Raw genomic sequence first — 15,918 nt, forward strand, 5'->3', positions numbered from 1 at the left:
CCATCCCCCACTTGGCCCAGCAGAGTGCACTCGGGGTCGACCATTGGGCCTATTCGCGGCACTCAGTGCCGCGAGCGAGCCCATCCTGCCCCCATCGCCCCGGTTCCGGAAAGACCGTGTGACCTTTCCGACGGATTTGATCGATCAAAAGTTACCAAACCGAAGGATGTCCCACCGGAGAGGCGGAAACCAAGGCCCGTGCACCGCCTTCCTGCCGACACCGTGCGCACCGCCTGGCCCAGCGCCTTGCGTGAACCCACCAGGACGACCAGCTGTTTGGCGCGTGTGACCGCCGTGTAGAGCAGATTCCGCTGCAGCATCATCCAGGCGCCGGTGGTGACAGGGATCACCACGCACGGATACTCACTTCCCTGCGACCGGTGGATCGTCACCGCGTAGGCATGTGCCAGTTCGTCCAGTTCGTCGAATTCGTAACCGACCTCCTCGTCCTCGTCGGTCAGGACCGTCAGGCGCTGCTCGTCGGTGTCGAGGGCGGTGACGACGCCGACGGTCCCGTTGAAGACACCGTTCGCGCCCTTCTCGTAGTTGTTGCGGATCTGCGTGACCTTGTCGCCCACGCGGAAGACGCGGCCGCCGAACCGCTTCTCCGGGAGGTCGGGGCGGGCGGGCGTGACGGCTTGCTGGAGCAGGCCGTTGAGGGTGCCGGCGCCGGCCGGGCCGCGGTGCATCGGCGCGAGGACCTGCACGTCTCGGCGGGGGTCGAGGCCGAAGCGGGCGGGGATGCGGCGGGCGGCGACGTCCACGGTGAGCCGGCCCGCCTCCTCCGTGTCCTCCTCGACGAACAAGAAGAAGTCCTTGAGGCCCTGGGTCAGCGGGTGCTGCCCGGAGTTGATCCGGTGGGCGTTCGTGACGACTCCGGACTCCTGGGCCTGGCGGAAGATGCGGGTGAGGCGGACGGCGGGAACGGGGCTGCCGTCGCCGAGCATGTCGCGCAGGACCTCGCCCGCGCCGACGCTCGGCAGCTGGTCGACGTCGCCCACGAAGAGCAGATGGGCGCCCGGCGGGACGGCCTTGGCCAGCTTGTTGGCCAGCAGCAGGTCCAGCATCGAGGCCTCGTCGACGACCACCAGATCCGCGTCGAGCGGCCGGTCCTTGTCGTACGCGGCGTCGCCGCCCGGCTTGAGTTCGAGCAGACGGTGGACCGTGGACGCCTCGGCCCCCGTCAGCTCGGCCAGGCGTTTGGCGGCGCGGCCCGTGGGGGCGGCCAGGACGACCTTCGCCCGCTTGGCGCGGGCCAGTTCGACGATCGAGCGGACGGTGAACGACTTGCCGCAGCCGGGCCCGCCCGTGAGGACGGCGACCTTCCGGGTCAGCGCGAGCTTCACCGCCTCCTCCTGCTCGGGCGCGAGCTCGGCCCCCGTACGCTCCGCGAGCCAGGCCAGCGCCTTGTCCCAGGCCACGTCCCGGAACGCCGGCATCCGGTCCTCGTCGGTGCGCAGGAGTCTCAACAGCTGGGCGGAGAGCGAGAGTTCGGCCCGGTGGAACGGTACGAGATAGACGGCGGTCACGAGTTCGTCGCCACCGTCCGGGCCCGGCACCCGCTCCCGTACGACGCCCTCCTCCTCGCCCGCGAGTTCGCCGAGGCACTCGATGACGAGGCCCGTGTCGACCGCGAGGAGCTTCACGGCGTCGGAGATCAGCTGCTCCTCCGGGAGGAAGCAGTGGCCCTGGTCCGTGGACTGCGAGAGCGCGTACTGGAGGCCCGCCTTGACCCGCTCCGGGCTGTCGTGCGGGATGCCGACGGACTGCGCGATGCGGTCGGCGGTGAGGAAGCCGATGCCCCAGACGTCGGCCGCGAGCCGGTACGGCTGGTTCTTGACGACGCCGATCGACGCGTCGCCGTACTTCTTGTAGATGCGGACGGCGATGGACGTCGACACGTTGACGCTCTGCAGGAAGACCATCACTTCCTTGATCGCCTTCTGTTCCTCCCAGGCGTCGGCGATCTTCTTGGTGCGCTTGGGGCCGAGGCCCGGGACCTCGATCAGGCGCTTCGGGTCCCGCTCGATGATGTCCAGGGTGTCCAGGCCGAAGTGCTGGGTGATGCGGTCGGCGAAGACCGGTCCGATGCCCTTGACCAGGCCGGATCCGAGGTAGCGGCGGATGCCCTGGATGGTGGCGGGCAGGACGGTCGTGTAGTTCTCGACGGTGAACTGCTTGCCGTACTGCGGGTGGGAGCCCCAGCGGCCCTCCATGCGCAGCGACTCCCCGGCCTGCGCGCCGAGGAGCGCGCCGACGACGGTGAGCAGGTCCCCGCCGCCGCGTCCGGTGTCGACACGGGCGACCGTGTACCCGTTCTCCTCGTTCGCGTAAGTGATCCGCTCGAGAACCCCCTCGAGCACCGCCATCCCCGGGTTCGACATGAATCGACGGTACCCGCGGGGGGTGACAGTGCGGGAGCCACCGATGATTTCCGGGTCCGGCTCCGGTCGTACTGGTGACCGCCCGCGAACTCACGGACCAGGAGCACACCATGACCACCACCAAGGGCCCCGCCAGCTACTTCCCCTCGATCGAGAAGAAGTACGGGCAGCCGGTCTCGCACTGGCAGGACCTGATCCGCACGTCGCCGCTGACGAAGCACATGGAGCTGGTGGCGTGGCTGAAGTCCGAGCATGGGCTCGGGCATGGGCACGCGAACGCGCTGGTGGCGCACACGCTGGGGGAGGGGCGTCAGCGGTAGCGGGTGTTCGGCGTCGGCTCTCCCTGACGCGTCAGCTGATGCCGCCCAGCGGTTCCGGGTCCACCCGTAGCGGCGTGCCCCAGACCCGTACGACCTCGTAGTCCGTGAACTCGTGGACCAGGCGGTAGGCCATCGCCGCGTCGGGGCGGCGGCGTTGGGCCGACAGGTAGAGCTCCGCCTCGCGGCGGTCGTGGCGGGGGGTGCCGCACAGGTGCCAGACCTGGCCCGTCCACATCTCGGGGATCCAGCGCTGCTGGGGCTGCGGGCGGTCCTCGCGGGTGCCGTAGCGCGACATCGACGGAGCGGCTTCCGCGCCCTCGCCGGGGCGGGGCCTGCCGCCGTACGAGCCGTTGATCTCCGAGCGGCGGGCGACGCGGCGACGGGTCTCGCACAGCAGGCACAGGTCCTTCGCGTTCTCGTCGACTGGGCCCGTGGGGTGCTCGCGGCAGCGCGTCGTGGGCGGGGCGCCGGTGACGGACTCCTCGATGAGTTCCAGGGCGCGCTTCACGTCCTGCTTCATCTCGTGCAGCTTCCCGTCGGGCGTATCGGCGCTGAGGCCCTCGCCGTGCTCGCCGAGGACGCGCAGGGCGCGGCCCAGCGCGGTGAGCTGTGCGTGATTCACGGGCGTACGCCCCTTCCGTGCGGTTCCCTGGCGGACGTCGGCCAGCGTCTCACGCCCCGCGGACAAAGCGCCGACTCACATCACGATCCGGTCACGACAACCGGAACCCCTCTTGAGGGCAGTCGTGCGGCACCCTCGTGGCGTCACGCCCGTCCCCGACGGTCGCCGAGAACATCTTCCTGGACCGCCGGCCGCGCCGCCTCGGGTGATCGACCGCAACTGGGGCGCTCGGCCCGTCCGCCGAGTCCGTCGAGAGCACGCAGAGAGAGTGGCAGCGCATGGACCAGTACGACCTGCTCGTGGTGGGGTCGGCCAACGCCGACCTGGTGACCGTCGTCGAGCGCCGGCCGGGCGCCGGGGAGACCGTCCTCGGCTCCGACCTGGCCGTCCACCCGGGCGGCAAGGGCGCGAACCAGGCCGTCGCCGCGGCGCGCCTCGGTGCCCGTACGGCGCTGCTGGCGCGGGTCGGCGAGGACGGGCACGGGCGGCTTCTGCTGGACTCGCTCGGGTCGGCGGGGGTCGATGTGGCCGGCGTCCTCGTCGGCGGGGCGCCCACCGGGGTCGCGCTGATCACGGTGGACCCGTCCGGGGACAACAGCATCGTGGTGTCCCCGGGCGCCAACGCCCGGCTCACCCCGGGTGACGTCGCGGCGGCCGGAGCGCTCTTCCGGTCGTCGCGCGTGGTGTCCACTCAGCTGGAGATCCCGCTGGACACGGTCGCGGAGGTCGTACGGAGTCTGGCGCCGGGGAGCCGGTTCGTGCTCAACCCGTCGCCGCCCGCGCCTCTCCCGGCGGAGGTCCTGGCGGCGTGCGACCCGCTCATCGTCAACGAGCACGAGGCCCGGGTCGTGCTGGGCACGGCCACCCATGGCGAGCCGGAGGACTGGGCGCGTGCGCTGCTCGCGCTCGGGCCGCGCTCGGTGGTGATCACGCTGGGCGCGGAGGGCGCGCTTGTGGCGGACGGGGCGGGCATGTGCCGGGTGCCGTCCGTGAAGGTCGAGACGGTGGACACGACGGGTGCGGGGGACGCGTTCACCGCGGCTCTGGCGTGGCGGCTCGGCGCGGGCGAGCCCCTGGCTGACGCGGCGTCCTTCGCGGCCCGCGTCGGAGCGGCGGCGGTGACGAGGGAGGGCGCGCAGGCGTCGTTTCCGACGGCGGAGGAGGTGGCGGCGCTGTGAAGAAGGCCGCTGGCGGGCGCGCTCGCCGAGCTGGGCCCTGCGACGGGGGAATGCCGATCCCGGCGGGCCCACGCGTGGTGGACCTGGCGTTCCGGGCCGGCGTCCCGTCGTTCGCAGAGGCCCTGGACGGCCTCCTGGACGAACTGGTGGTGGAGGCGGGAAGGGCAGCCGCCGAAATCCGCGAAGCGAACGCTGACGCGGACCGTCTCTCCCACGACGCCCACCTGACCGTCCGCACAGGCAAGGCCCGTCCTTGCGCGAACGTGCTGCTGCGGTGCGGGGTCTTTTTCTGAGCCGCCTGCCCGCAACGGCGGTACTGTTCAGGGCACCACTCACCAGAACAGGGTCAGGCATGTCGATCACCGCCGACGAAGCCCGCAAGCAGCTCTTCCCCTTGATCGAGAAGGTCAACGAGGATCACACGCCGGTACACATCACCTCCCGCAAGGGCAATGCGGTGCTCCTCTCCGAAGAGGCCTTCGCATCTTGGCAGGAGACGATCTACCTGACGCGTTCCCCGGCCAACGCCCGGCGCCTGCTGGACTCGATCCAGGAGGCTGAAGCGGGGACACCGCCTGGCCTACAAGGCCACCGACGGTGAAATCGTGGTCGTGCAGGCTCGCTACCACTACACATGACACGCCGAGGGGCCCGGTCCGCCGACCGGGCCCCTCTGTCGTCCCCTCGCGCCTCAGGGCGTCCCCTCGCGCCTCAGCAGGCGTGGGTCACGAAGCGTTCGGCTGTCTCCGCCAGGAGTGCTCGGCCGTCTCCGGCCCATAGGCCGTCGTTGAACAACTCCACCTCGATGGGGCCCCTGTAGCCGGCCGTCTCGACCAAGGCGCGCCACGCGCGCATGTCGATCGATCCGTCGCCCAGCTGACCCCGCCCGTTGAGGACGCCTTCGGGCAACGGCGTTGTCCAGTCGGCCAGTTGGAACGCGTGCAGGCGGCCGGTCTCGCCCGCTCGGGCGATCTGGGCCGGGGCGTGGTCGTCCCACCACACGTGGTACGTGTCCACGCAGACGCCGACCTGTTCGGCCGGGAAGCGTTCGGCCAGGTCGAGGGCCTGTTCCAGGGTGGATACGACGCAACGGTCCGACGCGAACATCGGGTGCAGCGGTTCGATGGCCAGGCGTACGCCGCGCTCGGCCGCGTACGGGCCGAGTTCCGCGAGCGCGTCGGCGATGCGTTCCCGCGCGCCGTGCAGGTCCTTGCTGCCCTCTGGGAGTCCGCCGGAGACCAGGACGAGGGTGTCCGTGCCGAGGGTGGCGGCCTCGTCGACGGCGGCCCTGTTGTCGTCGATCGCCTTCACGCGCGCGTGCGGGTCGATCGCGGTGAGGAAGCCGCCCCGGCACAGCGTGGTGACGGCGAGCCCCGCGTCCCGTACGAGCTTCGCCGCCGCCTCGACCCCGTACGCCTGCACGGGCTCGCGCCACAGGCCGACGCCCGGGACTCCCAACTCGCCGCAGGCCGCGACGAGTTCTTCGAGGCCGAGCTGCTTGACGGTCATCTGGTTGATGGAGAAGCGATCAAGGCTCGGGCTCACTGGTCGACTCCGTACACGCTGAGCAGGGACTTCATCCGGGTCGCCGCGAGGTGCGGGTCCGGGAACAGGCCGAGGCCGTCGGCGAGTTCGTAGGCGCGCGCGAGGTGCGGGAGCGAACGGGCCGACTGGAGGCCGCCGACCATCGTGAAGTGGGACTGGTGGCCCGCGAGCCAGGCGAGGAAGACGACGCCCGTCTTGTAGAAGCGGGTCGGCCGCTGGAAGAGATGCCGGGACAACTCGACGGTGGGGTCGATGAGTTCGCGGAATTTCGTGCGGTCCCCGGTGTCGAGGACGCGTACCGCGTCGGCGGCGAGCGGGCCCAGCGGGTCGAAGATGCCGAGGAGCGCGTGGCTGAAGCCCTGCTCGTCGCCCGCGATCAGCTCAGGGTAGTTGAAGTCGTCGCCCGTGTAGCAGCGCACGCCCTCCGGGAGGCGGCGGCGCAGTTCGACCTCGCGCCTGGCGTCCAGGAGCGACACCTTGATGCCGTCGACCTTATGCGGGTGCGCGGCGATGACGTCGAGGAACGTGTCCGTGGCGGCGTCGAGGTCGGGCGAACCCCAGTAGCCGGACAGCGCCGGGTCGAACATCGGGCCGAGCCAGTGCAGGATGACGGGCCCGGTCGCCTGGCGCAGCAGATGCCCGTAAATGTCGAGGTAGTCCTCGGGTCCGCGGGCCGCGGCGGCGAGGGCGCGCGAGGCCATGAGGATCGCCTGCGCGCCCGTCCCCTCCACGAGCGCGAGCTGTTCCTCGTAGGCCGCGCGGACCTCGCCGAGCGTGGCGTGGCCTGTCAGCTGGTCGGTGCCCACCCCGCACGCGATGGCGCCCCCGGTGGAGCGGGCCTCGGCCGCCGAGCGGCGGATGAGTTCGGCGGCGCCCGCCCAGTCGAGGCCCATGCCGCGCTGGGCGGTGTCCATGGCCTCGGCGACGCCCAGGCCGTGCGCCCACAGGTGGCGGCGGAACGCGAGCGTCGCGTCCCAGTCGACGGCGGCGGGCGAGTCGGGGCTGGTGTCGGCGAGCGGGTCGGCGACGACGTGCGCGGCGGAGAAGACGACGCGGGAGGTGAGCGGCGCGCCGGTGGTGAAGGACGCGGGCTCGGCGCGCGGGGTGTACGCGCGCGTCGTGCCGTCGGCGCCGGGGAGTCGGATCGTCACAGGCCGATCTCCGGAACGTCCAGGCGGCGGCCCTCCGCCGACGACTTCAGGCCCAGCTCGGCGAGCTGCACGCCACGGGCGCCCGCGAGGAGGTCCCAGCGGTAGGGCGCGTCCGCGTACACGTGCTTGAGGAACAGTTCCCACTGCGCCTTGAAGCCGTTGTCGAACTCCTGGTTGTCGGGGACCTCCTGCCACTGGTCGCGGAAGGAGTACGTGGCCGGGATGTCCGGGTTCCACACCGGCTTCGGCGTCGAACTGCGGTGCTGGACACGGCAGTTGCGCAGGCCCGCGACCGCCGAGCCCTCCGTGCCGTCGACCTGGAACTCGACCAGCTCGTCCCGGTTGACCCGCACCGACCAGGAGGAGTTGATCTGCGCGACGGCGCCCGACTCCAGCTCGAAGATGCCGTACGCCGAGTCGTCGGCGGTCGCGTCGTAGGGCTTGCCGTTCTCGTCCCAGCGCTGCGGGATGTGCGTCGAGGCGAGCGCCTGGACGGAGGTGACGCGGCCGAACAGCTCGTGGAGCACGTACTCCCAGTGCGGGAACATGTCGACGACGATGCCGCCGCCGTCCTCGGAGCGGTAGTTCCAGCTCGGGCGCTGCGCCTCCTGCCAGTCGCCCTCGAAGACCCAGTAGCCGAACTCGCCGCGCACGGACAGGATGCGGCCGAAGAAACCGCCGTCGATGAGCCGCTTGAGCTTGAGCAGGCCCGGCAGGAACAGCTTGTCCTGGACGACGCCGTGCTTGACGCCCGCGTCGTTCGCCAGGCGGGCCAGCTCAAGCGCGCCGTCGAGGCCGGTCGCGGTGGGCTTCTCGGTGTAGATGTGCTTGCCGGCGGCGATGGCCTTCTTGAGGACGTCCTCGCGGGTGGAGGTCATGGCGGCGTCGAAGAAGATGTCGACCGAGTCGTCGGCGAGGACGGCGTCCACGTCGGTGGAGACGTTCGCCGGGTCGAGGCCGTGCCGCTCGGCGAGCGCGAGCAGCGCGTGCTCGCGGCGGCCGACGAGCACCGGCTCCGGCCACAGGACCGTGCCGTCACCGAGGTCGAGGCCGCCCTGTTCCCGCAGGGCGAGCAGGGAGCGGACGAGGTGCTGGCGATAGCCCATGCGCCCCGTCACCCCGTTCATGGCGATGCGCACCGTTTTGCGTGTCATGAGTGTCCCTTCGTCCCGCCCGCCGCCGGAGATCACGTCGTCCCGCCGCCGCCGGAGATCACGCTTGAGGATCACGCTCGTTTCAGCAAGCGCTTTCTATCCGGGAAGAAGCTAGCCTCTGCACTGCCGGTCGGACAAGACCGGGGGCTGACGAAACGGGGATGGCGAGGCCGTACGACCGGACGGCCGCCCGCCCGCCGCCGACCGGAGGAACATGCGATGACCACGACCCTCGCCGACGTGGCGGCCCGCGCCCAGGTCTCCCCCGCCACGGTGTCCCGCGTGCTGAACGGCAACTACCCGGTGGCCGCGGCGACGCGCGAGCGGGTGCTGCGTGCGGTGGACGACCTGGACTACGTGCTGAACGGGCCCGCGAGCGCACTCGCCGCCGCCACGTCCGACCTGGTCGGCATCCTCGTGAACGACATCGCCGACCCGTTCTTCGGGATCGTGGCCGGAGCCGTGCAGTCCGAGATCGTCGGGCCGGGCGGGCGAGCGGGCGGTGAGCGGCTCGCCGTCGTCTGCAACACCGGCGGGTCGCCGGAGCGCGAGCTCACCTACCTGACGCTGCTCCAGCGGCAGCGGGCCGCGGCCGTCGTCCTCACGGGCGGCGCCGTCGAGGACACCGCGCACGCGACGGCGATCTCGGCGAAACTGCGGCGGCTCGCGGAGGCGGGGACCAAGGTCGTCCTGTGCGGCCGGCCGCCCGTGCCGGACGCGGACGCGGTGGCACTCACCTTCGACAACCGCGGCGGCGGCCGCGCCCTCACCGAGCACCTGCTCGACCTCGGGCACCGCCGGATCGGTTACATCGCGGGCCCCGAGGACCGTACGACGACCCGGCACCGCCTCGAAGGGCACCGCGCGGCGCTGGCCTCGCGGGACGTGCCGGACGACGCGAAGTGGACCGTGCACGGCCCGTACGACCGGCGCTCCGGGTACGAGGCGACGGTCGAACTCCTGCGCCGCGAACCGTCGTTGACGGCGATCGTCGCCGCGAACGACACGGTGGCGCTCGGTGCGTGTGCCGCGCTGCGGGAAGCCGGGCTGAGCATTCCGGGGGACGTGTCGGTGGCGGGGTTCGACGATCTGCCGTTCAGCGTGGACGCGGTCCCGGCCCTGACGACGGTACGGCTGCCGCTGGCGGAGGCGGGCGCCCGCGCGGGGCGGATCGCGATGGGGCGGGAGGAGGCGCCGGCGGGTGGACTGGCCGTCATACAGGGGGAGTTGATGGTGCGGGGGTCGACGGGGGTGCCGGGGGTGGGGGCCGTCGATTACTGGGACCGGCAGGCGGATGCGCCCTGACCGACGTCAGGCCGGAGCCCCACGTCCCCTTGACCACCCGTGAATGGCCGGTACCGTCCCGGCCATGAAACTGGCCTTCTCCACGCTCGGCGTTCCCGGGCTTCCGCTCGCCGACGTCGTCTGGCTCGCCGGCACGCACGGCTATCACGGCGTCGAGCTGCGCGCCCACCCTGAGGAACCGGTCCACCTGGGGCTCGGGCGCACCGAACGGGCCGCTGTCACCGCCGAGTTCGAGGCCGCCGGGGTCGAGATCCTGGGCCTGGCCGGGTACGCGCGCGTGGCCGCCCCGGACGAGGACGAGGCCGTCGCCGCCGAGATCCGATCCCTCGTCGAACTCGCCCACGACGTCGGCGCGCCCTACGTACGCGTCTTCCCGGGCGGCGGTACGGAGCAGAGCCGCGACGACGCCGATGCGACCGCGGCCCGGCGCCTGGGCACGGCCGCCGAGTACGCCGCCGGCCTCGGCGTCCGCGTCCTCCTGGAGACCCACGACTCGCACCGCACCGGCGCCGACGCGGCACGGGTCCTCGGCCCGGTCGGGCACCGGCAGGCGGGCGCGCTGTGGGACGTGATGCACACGTGGCTCGGCGGCGAGGAACCGGACGCGACGTACGCGGCACTGTCCCCGCACCTGGGCTACGTACAGGTGAAGGACATCGCGGGCCCCGACGACACGACACCGCTGCCGCTCGGCTCGGGCGTACTGCCGCTCGCCGAGGTGGTGGACGTCCTGTCCCGCGAGAACTGGGACGGCTGGCTGTGCTGGGAGTACGAGAAACGCTGGTACCCGGAGGCAGCCCCGCTACCGGGGATCTTGACGGCGGGACGGGAGCATCTGGGGCGGTTGCTGAACGAGTCGGCGTAGCGCGAGAACGCGAGTCGGCCCACCCCGGAAAGCCACCCCCTAGCCCGGAAACGCCTCCCCGAACGCCCCATGGAACCCCGGGAACGTCTTCCTGACGCACCCCGGGTCGTCGAACGTCACCCCGCCCGGCACGCGCAGCCCAGTCACCGCGAAGGACATGGCCATGCGGTGGTCGCCGTGCGTCGCGATCTCGGCCGGGGTCGGGGAGCCGGGGTGGATCTCGATCCAGTCGGGGCCCGTCTCGACCGTCACCCCGAGCCGCCGGAGGTTCTCCGCACAGGCCTCCAAGCGGTCGCACTCCTTCACGCGCGTGTTGTGGACGTCCTCGATGCGGACCGGGCCGGTCGCGTAGGGCGCGATCGCGGCGAGGGTCGGCATCGTGTCGGAGATGTCCCGCATGTTGACCGTGAGGCCGCGCAGACCGGCCGCGCCGGGGTCGGCGACCGTCGTGCTGTCCGCCGTCACCGTCACCCGCGCGCCCATGCGTTCCAGCACGTCGACGAAGGCGAGGTCACCCTGGAGCGCGCCCTTCCCGAGACCTTCCACCGTGACCTCGCGGCCGGTGACGGCCGCCGCCGCGAAGAAGTAGCTGGCCGTCGAGGCGTCGGGCTCGATGGCGTAGGTGGTGGCGGTGTAGCCGCCGGGCGCGACCGTGAAGACCTCGCCGTCGCGCCGGACGTCCGCCCCGAAGGCCCGCATCATCGCGAGCGTGATCTCGACGTACGGCGCCGACACCAGGTCCGTGACCGTGATGCGCAGCCCGTCCCTGGTCAGCGGTCCGAGCAGGAGTAGCGCGGTGAGGTACTGGGAGGACTGGCCGGCGTCCAGGGTCACGTCACCACCGGCCACCCCGCCCGCCGTGACGGTCAGCGGATGATGCCCTTCGGCGACTTCGTGACGGAGGTCGACGCCCAGGTCACGGAGCGCCCGGGTGAGCGGCGCGAGCGGACGGCGGCGCATCTGCGGCGAGGCGTCGAAACGGTACGTGCCCTGCGCGGCGGCCGCCACGAGTGCGGGCAGGAAGCGGGCGGTGGTGGCGCCGTCCCGGCAGTACACGTCGGCGTCGGTGACGCCGGGCCCGGCCGGCCGCCCCTCGATGCGCCAGGCGCCGGGGCCGGTCTCGACCCCGTATCCGAGCCGCCGCAGCCCTTCGACGAACCCCTCGGTGTCGTCGGAGGCGAGGGGGCGTACGAGGGTGGTGGTCCCCTCGGCCGCCGCGGCGAGGAACAGGGCTCGCGCCGTCACGGACTTGGAACCGGGGATCTCAACGACTGCCATGCCGGTCATGGTGCTCGACGGGTGCGGCACGCGCCGGAGTGTCCATGGGCTGGACGGCCCGCCCACAGGACGGGACGGCTCTCCGCGGGGCGCGGAGCAGCTGACGACCCGTAACTCCCCACCGCGCTCACACCCTTGACCGGCAGAAACTTTCCGGATATTCGTGACCCTTGGAAGTTTCTTTCAGGGCATCCACACCGCACCGCTGCGGGAATCCAAGGAGCCACATGAGCCTTTCCAGACGCACCCTGCTCGCCGCCGCCACCGCGAGCACCGCCGCCGTCACGATGACGGGGATACCGGCCGTCGCCGCCGGCGCGTCAGGCACGGACACGGACGCGACCCTCAAGCGGATCATCGCCGGGATGAGTCTTGAGGAGAAGGTCGGCCAGCTCTTCGTGATGCGGGTCTACGGCCACTCCGCCACCGAGCCCGACCAGGCCGACATCGATGCCAACCTCAACGAGATCGGCGTCCGCACCGCCGCCGAGCTGATCGCCAAGTACAAGCTCGGCGGCATCATCTACTTCGCCTGGGCCCACAACACCCGCGAGCCGCACCAGATCGCCGACCTGTCGAACGGCATCCAGCGTGCGGGCCTCGCCCAGCCGAGCCGCATCCCGTTGCTCATCTCGACCGACCAGGAACACGGCATAGTGTGCCGAGTCGGCAAGCCCGCGACCCTCTTCCCGGGCGCGATGGCCATGGGCGCGGGCGGTTCCCGCGCCGACGCCCGCACCCTGGGCCGGATCGCCGGCGCCGAACTGCGCGCGCTCGGCATCCGCCAGAACTACGCGCCCGACGCCGACGTGAACATCAACCCGGCCAACCCGGTCATCGGCGTCCGCTCCTTCGGCGCCGACCCGGAGGCCGTCGCGGGCATGGTCGCCGCCGAGGTCAAGGGCTACCAGAGCGCGGACATCGCCTCCACCGCCAAGCATTTCCCCGGTCACGGCGACACCGCCACGGACAGCCACTTCGGCTTCCCGATCATCACGCACACGCGCGAGCAGTGGCAGAAGATCGACGCCCCGCCGTTCAAGGCCGCGATCGCCGCCGGCATCGACTCGATCATGACCGCGCACATCATGGTTCCCGACCTCGACGCCTCGGGCGACCCGGCGACGCTTTCCCATCCGATCATGACGGGCATCCTGCGCGAGGAACTCGGCTTCGGGGGCGTCATCGTCACCGACTCGCTCGGTATGCAGGGCGTACGCGACAAGTACGGCGACGACCGCGTGCCGGTGCTCGCTCTGAAGGCGGGCGTGGACCAGCTCCTCAACCCGCCTTCCCTCGAGGTCTCCTGGAACACCGTCCTGAACGCCGTGAAGAGCGGCGAGCTGACGGAGGCGCGCCTCGACGAGTCGATCCTGCGCGTCCTGCGCCTCAAGCAGAAGCTCGGCCTGTTCGACGACCCGTACGTCACCGCGAGCGGCGTCGACAAGACGGTGGGCACCACCGGCCACCTCGCGAACGCCGACCGGATCGCCGACGCCACCACGACGTTGCTGCTCAACGACAAGGGCCTGCTCCCCCTGTCGCGGCGCACCCACCGCAACATCCTCGTCGTCGGCGCCGACCCGGCCTCGCCGTCCGGCACGACGGGCCCGCCGACGACGACACTCGGCCAGGCCCTGACCGAACTGGGCTTCTCCGCAACGGTGTTGTCCACCGGCACGGCCCCGAACCAGGCGAAGATCAACGAAGCCGTCGCCGCCGCGAAGGGCAAGGACGCGGTCCTGATCGGCACGTACAACGTCACCGCGAACAGCGCGCAGCAGAAGCTCGTGAACGCGCTGATCGCCACCGGCGTCCCCGTCGTCGCGGTCGCGATCCGCAATCCGTACGACATCGCGCAGGTGCCCGGCGTGGCCGCCTCGCTCGCCGCGTACTCGTGGACGGACGTCGAACTCCGGGCGGCGGTACGGGTGATCGCGGGCCGGGCCGACCCGCGCGGCAAGCTGCCGGTGCCGGTCCAGCGGGCGGACGACCCGACGAAGGAGCTCTATCCGATCGGCTACGGGCTCTCGTACTAGACGCTGGACGCGAATGCACCCCCCGGCGTGTCACGCCGGGGGGTGCATTCAGCTCTCACAAACCATTACGGCCGGAGCGTCAAATCCCGCTCGACGTCCCGCTTGTCGAGCTTCGCATCATAGGTCGCGAGCGGCTTGGCGGCCTGGACGGCGGGCGCGGAGACGCCGGCCCACTTCAGGATCCGCTCGGTGGCGAACGCCTTGTCATCGGCGTTCAGCTGGGCCACGTTCGCGCCGTGGTTGGCGCCGGGAGCGGTCAGCACGTACGAGTCCACGGAACCCTTGCCGGGGCGGAAGCGCTCGGCGCCCCACGGGTCGTTGGCGCCGTAGACGTACAGCATCCGCGTCGCGTGCTGGCGCACCCACGTGTCGACGTCACGCATCACCGACGGCTGGAACTCCATCGGGATGGAGCGCGGCACGAAGTTGCGCGGCGGCTGGTAGCCGTAGCGCGACAGGTCGCCGAGCCACGGCTGCTTGATGTCGGGCGAGCCGAGCTGCGTGCCGGCCTGGTAGTAGTACGGCGTGTAGCGCTCAAGGGCCTGGTCGGCGTACGAGTTCCAGCCGCCGACCTCGTCGACGTAGTCGAAGAGGGCCTGGTCGGAGACGGTCGCGGCGTCCGGCACGTCGGCGCACGCGGTCTGCGAGGGCTGGTACTGCCAGAAGCCCCACACCAGGTCGAGGACGGTGGCCTCGTAGGCCTTGTCCAGCGAACCGACCGTGTCGACGGTGTAGTTGTTGGCCTTCAGGTAGTCCGCGTACCTGCCCTCAAGGGCGTCCCGGCGCACCAGCGTCTCGCGCTGCACGTTCTGCAGCGCCTCGCGGCAGTCCTTCGGGCCGACCGTCTTGAAGAAGTCGTCGTACGCCGAGTCCTCCTTGTTCACCACGTCGTTGGGCGCGACGTAGGCGACGACGCCGTCCATGTCGGACGGGTAGAAGCGCTCGTAGTACGTGGCGGTCATGCCGCCCTTCGAGCCGCCCGTGGTCAGCCAGTTCTTGCCGTAGATCGGCTTGAGGGCCTGGTAGATGGCGTGCTGGTCACTGGCCGCCTGCCAGATGTCCAGCTTGGACCAGTCGGCCGGCGCGGGCCGCGAGGGCGTGAAGAAGCGGTATTCCACGGACACTTGGTTGCCGTCGACGATGCGCGTCGGCTCGCTGCGGCTGGGGGTCGTGGAGACGTTGTACCCGCCGGTGAACATGACCGTGGGGCGGCTGACGTCCTTGTGCAGCACGGTGATGCGCTGCTGGAACGTGCCGGCGGACGGGTGCCGGTGGTCCACCGGCTGGGTGAAGTTGAGGACGAAGTAGCGGTAGCCGGCGTACGGCTTCTCCTCCACCAGGCTCATGCCGGGTACGGCGAGGAGCCGGTCCTTGATGTCGGTTTCGGTGTCGGCGGCTGCCGGCCGGGCCTGAGCGGCGGTGGCCGCCGTGGCCGTACTCGCGGTGCCTATCAGCATCACGAGCGCGAGCAGCCATCTGAGCGCGTTGCGCATTCGTACTCCCTTTTAGAACACAGATGCGCAGGGAACCTAGCGGAGGAACATCTGTTCTGTCAGGGGTTCTTGGGGTTCAGAGGGCGTCTGAGGTGGGGTGGCTCATGCGGCGACGCGTGGGGGCGGCTCGGGCGGGCGCGTCGTCAGCAGAGGATCCAGCCCGAGCTGACCGACCCCCGGCCCACCGAGCCCCGCACCCACACGCAGCGGTGTCCCGCGTGCACGGTGACCGGGCCCGCGTGGTGCGCGTAGTTGCCGCTGTCCCGCACCGGCCGGCTGCCGCGCGCCTGCACGCTGACCGACATCTTCTGGCGGACACCGTCGCGCCCGGTGAGGGTGACGGCGCAGATGTAGTTGCCGCTGCGGTACACGACCGTCTTGCCGGTGGAGAACGGCAGGTTGCGGACCTTGTGGCCGGGGCAGAGCGCGGCTGCGGCCTGCGCGACCCCTGTCGCCGGGCCCGAGAGGGCGAGCAGCGCCGAGGAGGTCAGTACGGCTGTCGCGACCGCGAGCCGTCTGTGTATGCCGCCCTCGCCCCTGCCTGCGCCCACCGTCGCCCCTCCCGCCATGTCGTCCACAGCGTA

Annotated in this window: 15 protein-coding genes and 1 pseudogene; 8 read left to right on the plus strand and 8 right to left on the minus strand. The window is 71.3% G+C overall.

From position 1 onward, the window contains the following. Nucleotides 1-62 precede the first annotated feature (62 nt). Complete coding sequence (locus tag ABZ893_RS17555; RefSeq protein WP_361403879.1) at nt 63-2,384, minus strand: ATP-dependent RecD-like DNA helicase; 2,322 nt, start codon at nt 2,382-2,384, stop codon at nt 63-65. A gap of 110 nt (nt 2,385-2,494) precedes the next feature. Here ABZ893_RS17555 and ABZ893_RS17560 point away from each other — a divergent pair, with 110 nt between their 5' ends. Continuing rightward, the gene (locus tag ABZ893_RS17560) at nt 2,495-2,704 is read left to right on the plus strand and encodes a DUF4287 domain-containing protein (protein ID WP_361403882.1); all 210 of its coding nucleotides are present in this window, start codon (nt 2,495-2,497) and stop codon (nt 2,702-2,704) included. 31 nt (nt 2,705-2,735) lie between these two features. Here ABZ893_RS17560 and ABZ893_RS17565 read toward each other — a convergent pair whose 3' ends face one another. Continuing rightward, nucleotides 2,736-3,326, minus strand: coding sequence for a hypothetical protein (locus tag ABZ893_RS17565; RefSeq protein WP_361403885.1), 591 nt, complete (start codon nt 3,324-3,326; stop codon nt 2,736-2,738). 278 nt (nt 3,327-3,604) lie between these two features. Between ABZ893_RS17565 and ABZ893_RS17570 the strand changes: the two genes are divergently transcribed. The 4 genes and pseudogenes from ABZ893_RS17570 to ABZ893_RS17585 all read left to right on the plus strand — a co-directional run bounded on the left by ABZ893_RS17570 (nt 3,605) and on the right by ABZ893_RS17585 (nt 5,142). After that, nucleotides 3,605-4,504: a ribokinase gene (locus tag ABZ893_RS17570; protein WP_361403888.1), complete on the plus strand. Its 900-nt coding sequence runs from the start codon at nt 3,605-3,607 to the stop codon at nt 4,502-4,504. A 9-nt stretch (nt 4,505-4,513) separates the two neighbouring features. Beyond that, nucleotides 4,514-4,797: pseudogene (locus ABZ893_RS17575) on the plus strand (RbsD/FucU domain-containing protein). Nucleotides 4,798-4,856: 59 nt separating this feature from the next. Beyond that, nucleotides 4,857-5,105, plus strand: coding sequence for a type II toxin-antitoxin system prevent-host-death family antitoxin (locus ABZ893_RS17580; RefSeq protein WP_361403891.1), 249 nt, complete (start codon nt 4,857-4,859; stop codon nt 5,103-5,105). Beyond that, nucleotides 5,080-5,142 (plus strand): hypothetical protein, encoded by a 63-nt coding sequence (locus ABZ893_RS17585; RefSeq protein WP_361404571.1) that lies wholly within the window; start codon nt 5,080-5,082, stop codon nt 5,140-5,142. The genes ABZ893_RS17580 and ABZ893_RS17585 overlap by 26 nt, the downstream gene beginning before the upstream one ends. A gap of 73 nt (nt 5,143-5,215) precedes the next feature. Here the strand turns inward: ABZ893_RS17585 and ABZ893_RS17590 are convergent, their stop codons facing one another. Genes ABZ893_RS17590 through ABZ893_RS17600 form a run of 3 tightly spaced genes read right to left on the minus strand, consistent with a single transcriptional unit; the run spans nt 5,216 to nt 8,354 of the window. Further along, nucleotides 5,216-6,013, minus strand: a complete 798-nt coding sequence (locus tag ABZ893_RS17590; protein WP_361404574.1) for a sugar phosphate isomerase/epimerase family protein — start codon at nt 6,011-6,013, stop codon at nt 5,216-5,218. A gap of 32 nt (nt 6,014-6,045) precedes the next feature. Continuing rightward, nucleotides 6,046-7,200 carry a dihydrodipicolinate synthase family protein gene (locus ABZ893_RS17595; RefSeq protein ID WP_361403894.1) on the minus strand — a complete coding sequence of 385 codons (1,155 nt, stop codon included), beginning with the start codon at nt 7,198-7,200 and terminating at the stop codon, nt 6,046-6,048. Next, entirely contained in the window at nt 7,197-8,354 is a 1,158-nt protein-coding gene (locus ABZ893_RS17600; protein ID WP_361403897.1) for a Gfo/Idh/MocA family oxidoreductase, read from the minus strand. The genes ABZ893_RS17595 and ABZ893_RS17600 overlap by 4 nt, the downstream gene beginning before the upstream one ends. A gap of 219 nt (nt 8,355-8,573) precedes the next feature. On the opposite strand from ABZ893_RS17600, the gene ABZ893_RS17605 reads away from it, so the two are divergent. Further along, the gene (locus ABZ893_RS17605; protein WP_361403900.1) at nt 8,574-9,659 is read left to right on the plus strand and encodes a LacI family DNA-binding transcriptional regulator; all 1,086 of its coding nucleotides are present in this window, start codon (nt 8,574-8,576) and stop codon (nt 9,657-9,659) included. A gap of 64 nt (nt 9,660-9,723) precedes the next feature. Beyond that, entirely contained in the window at nt 9,724-10,524 is an 801-nt protein-coding gene (locus ABZ893_RS17610; protein WP_361403903.1) for a sugar phosphate isomerase/epimerase family protein, read from the plus strand. A 39-nt stretch (nt 10,525-10,563) separates the two neighbouring features. On the opposite strand, the gene aroA is transcribed toward ABZ893_RS17610, so the two are convergent. After that, nucleotides 10,564-11,802: a 3-phosphoshikimate 1-carboxyvinyltransferase gene (gene aroA / locus ABZ893_RS17615; protein ID WP_361403906.1), complete on the minus strand. Its 1,239-nt coding sequence runs from the start codon at nt 11,800-11,802 to the stop codon at nt 10,564-10,566. Between the two features lie 227 nt (nt 11,803-12,029). Here aroA and ABZ893_RS17620 point away from each other — a divergent pair, with 227 nt between their 5' ends. Beyond that, nucleotides 12,030-13,841 (plus strand): glycoside hydrolase family 3 protein, encoded by a 1,812-nt coding sequence (locus tag ABZ893_RS17620; RefSeq protein ID WP_361403909.1) that lies wholly within the window; start codon nt 12,030-12,032, stop codon nt 13,839-13,841. A gap of 65 nt (nt 13,842-13,906) precedes the next feature. Here ABZ893_RS17620 and ABZ893_RS17625 read toward each other — a convergent pair whose 3' ends face one another. Continuing rightward, nucleotides 13,907-15,334 carry a S28 family serine protease gene (locus ABZ893_RS17625; RefSeq protein WP_361403912.1) on the minus strand — a complete coding sequence of 476 codons (1,428 nt, stop codon included), beginning with the start codon at nt 15,332-15,334 and terminating at the stop codon, nt 13,907-13,909. Between the two features lie 143 nt (nt 15,335-15,477). Then, nucleotides 15,478-15,885 (minus strand): hypothetical protein, encoded by a 408-nt coding sequence (locus ABZ893_RS17630; RefSeq protein ID WP_361403915.1) that lies wholly within the window; start codon nt 15,883-15,885, stop codon nt 15,478-15,480. Nucleotides 15,886-15,918 lie beyond the last annotated feature (33 nt).

This window comes from Streptomyces sp. NPDC046821, assembly GCF_040645335.1.
GTDB lineage: Bacteria > Actinomycetota > Actinomycetes > Streptomycetales > Streptomycetaceae > Streptomyces.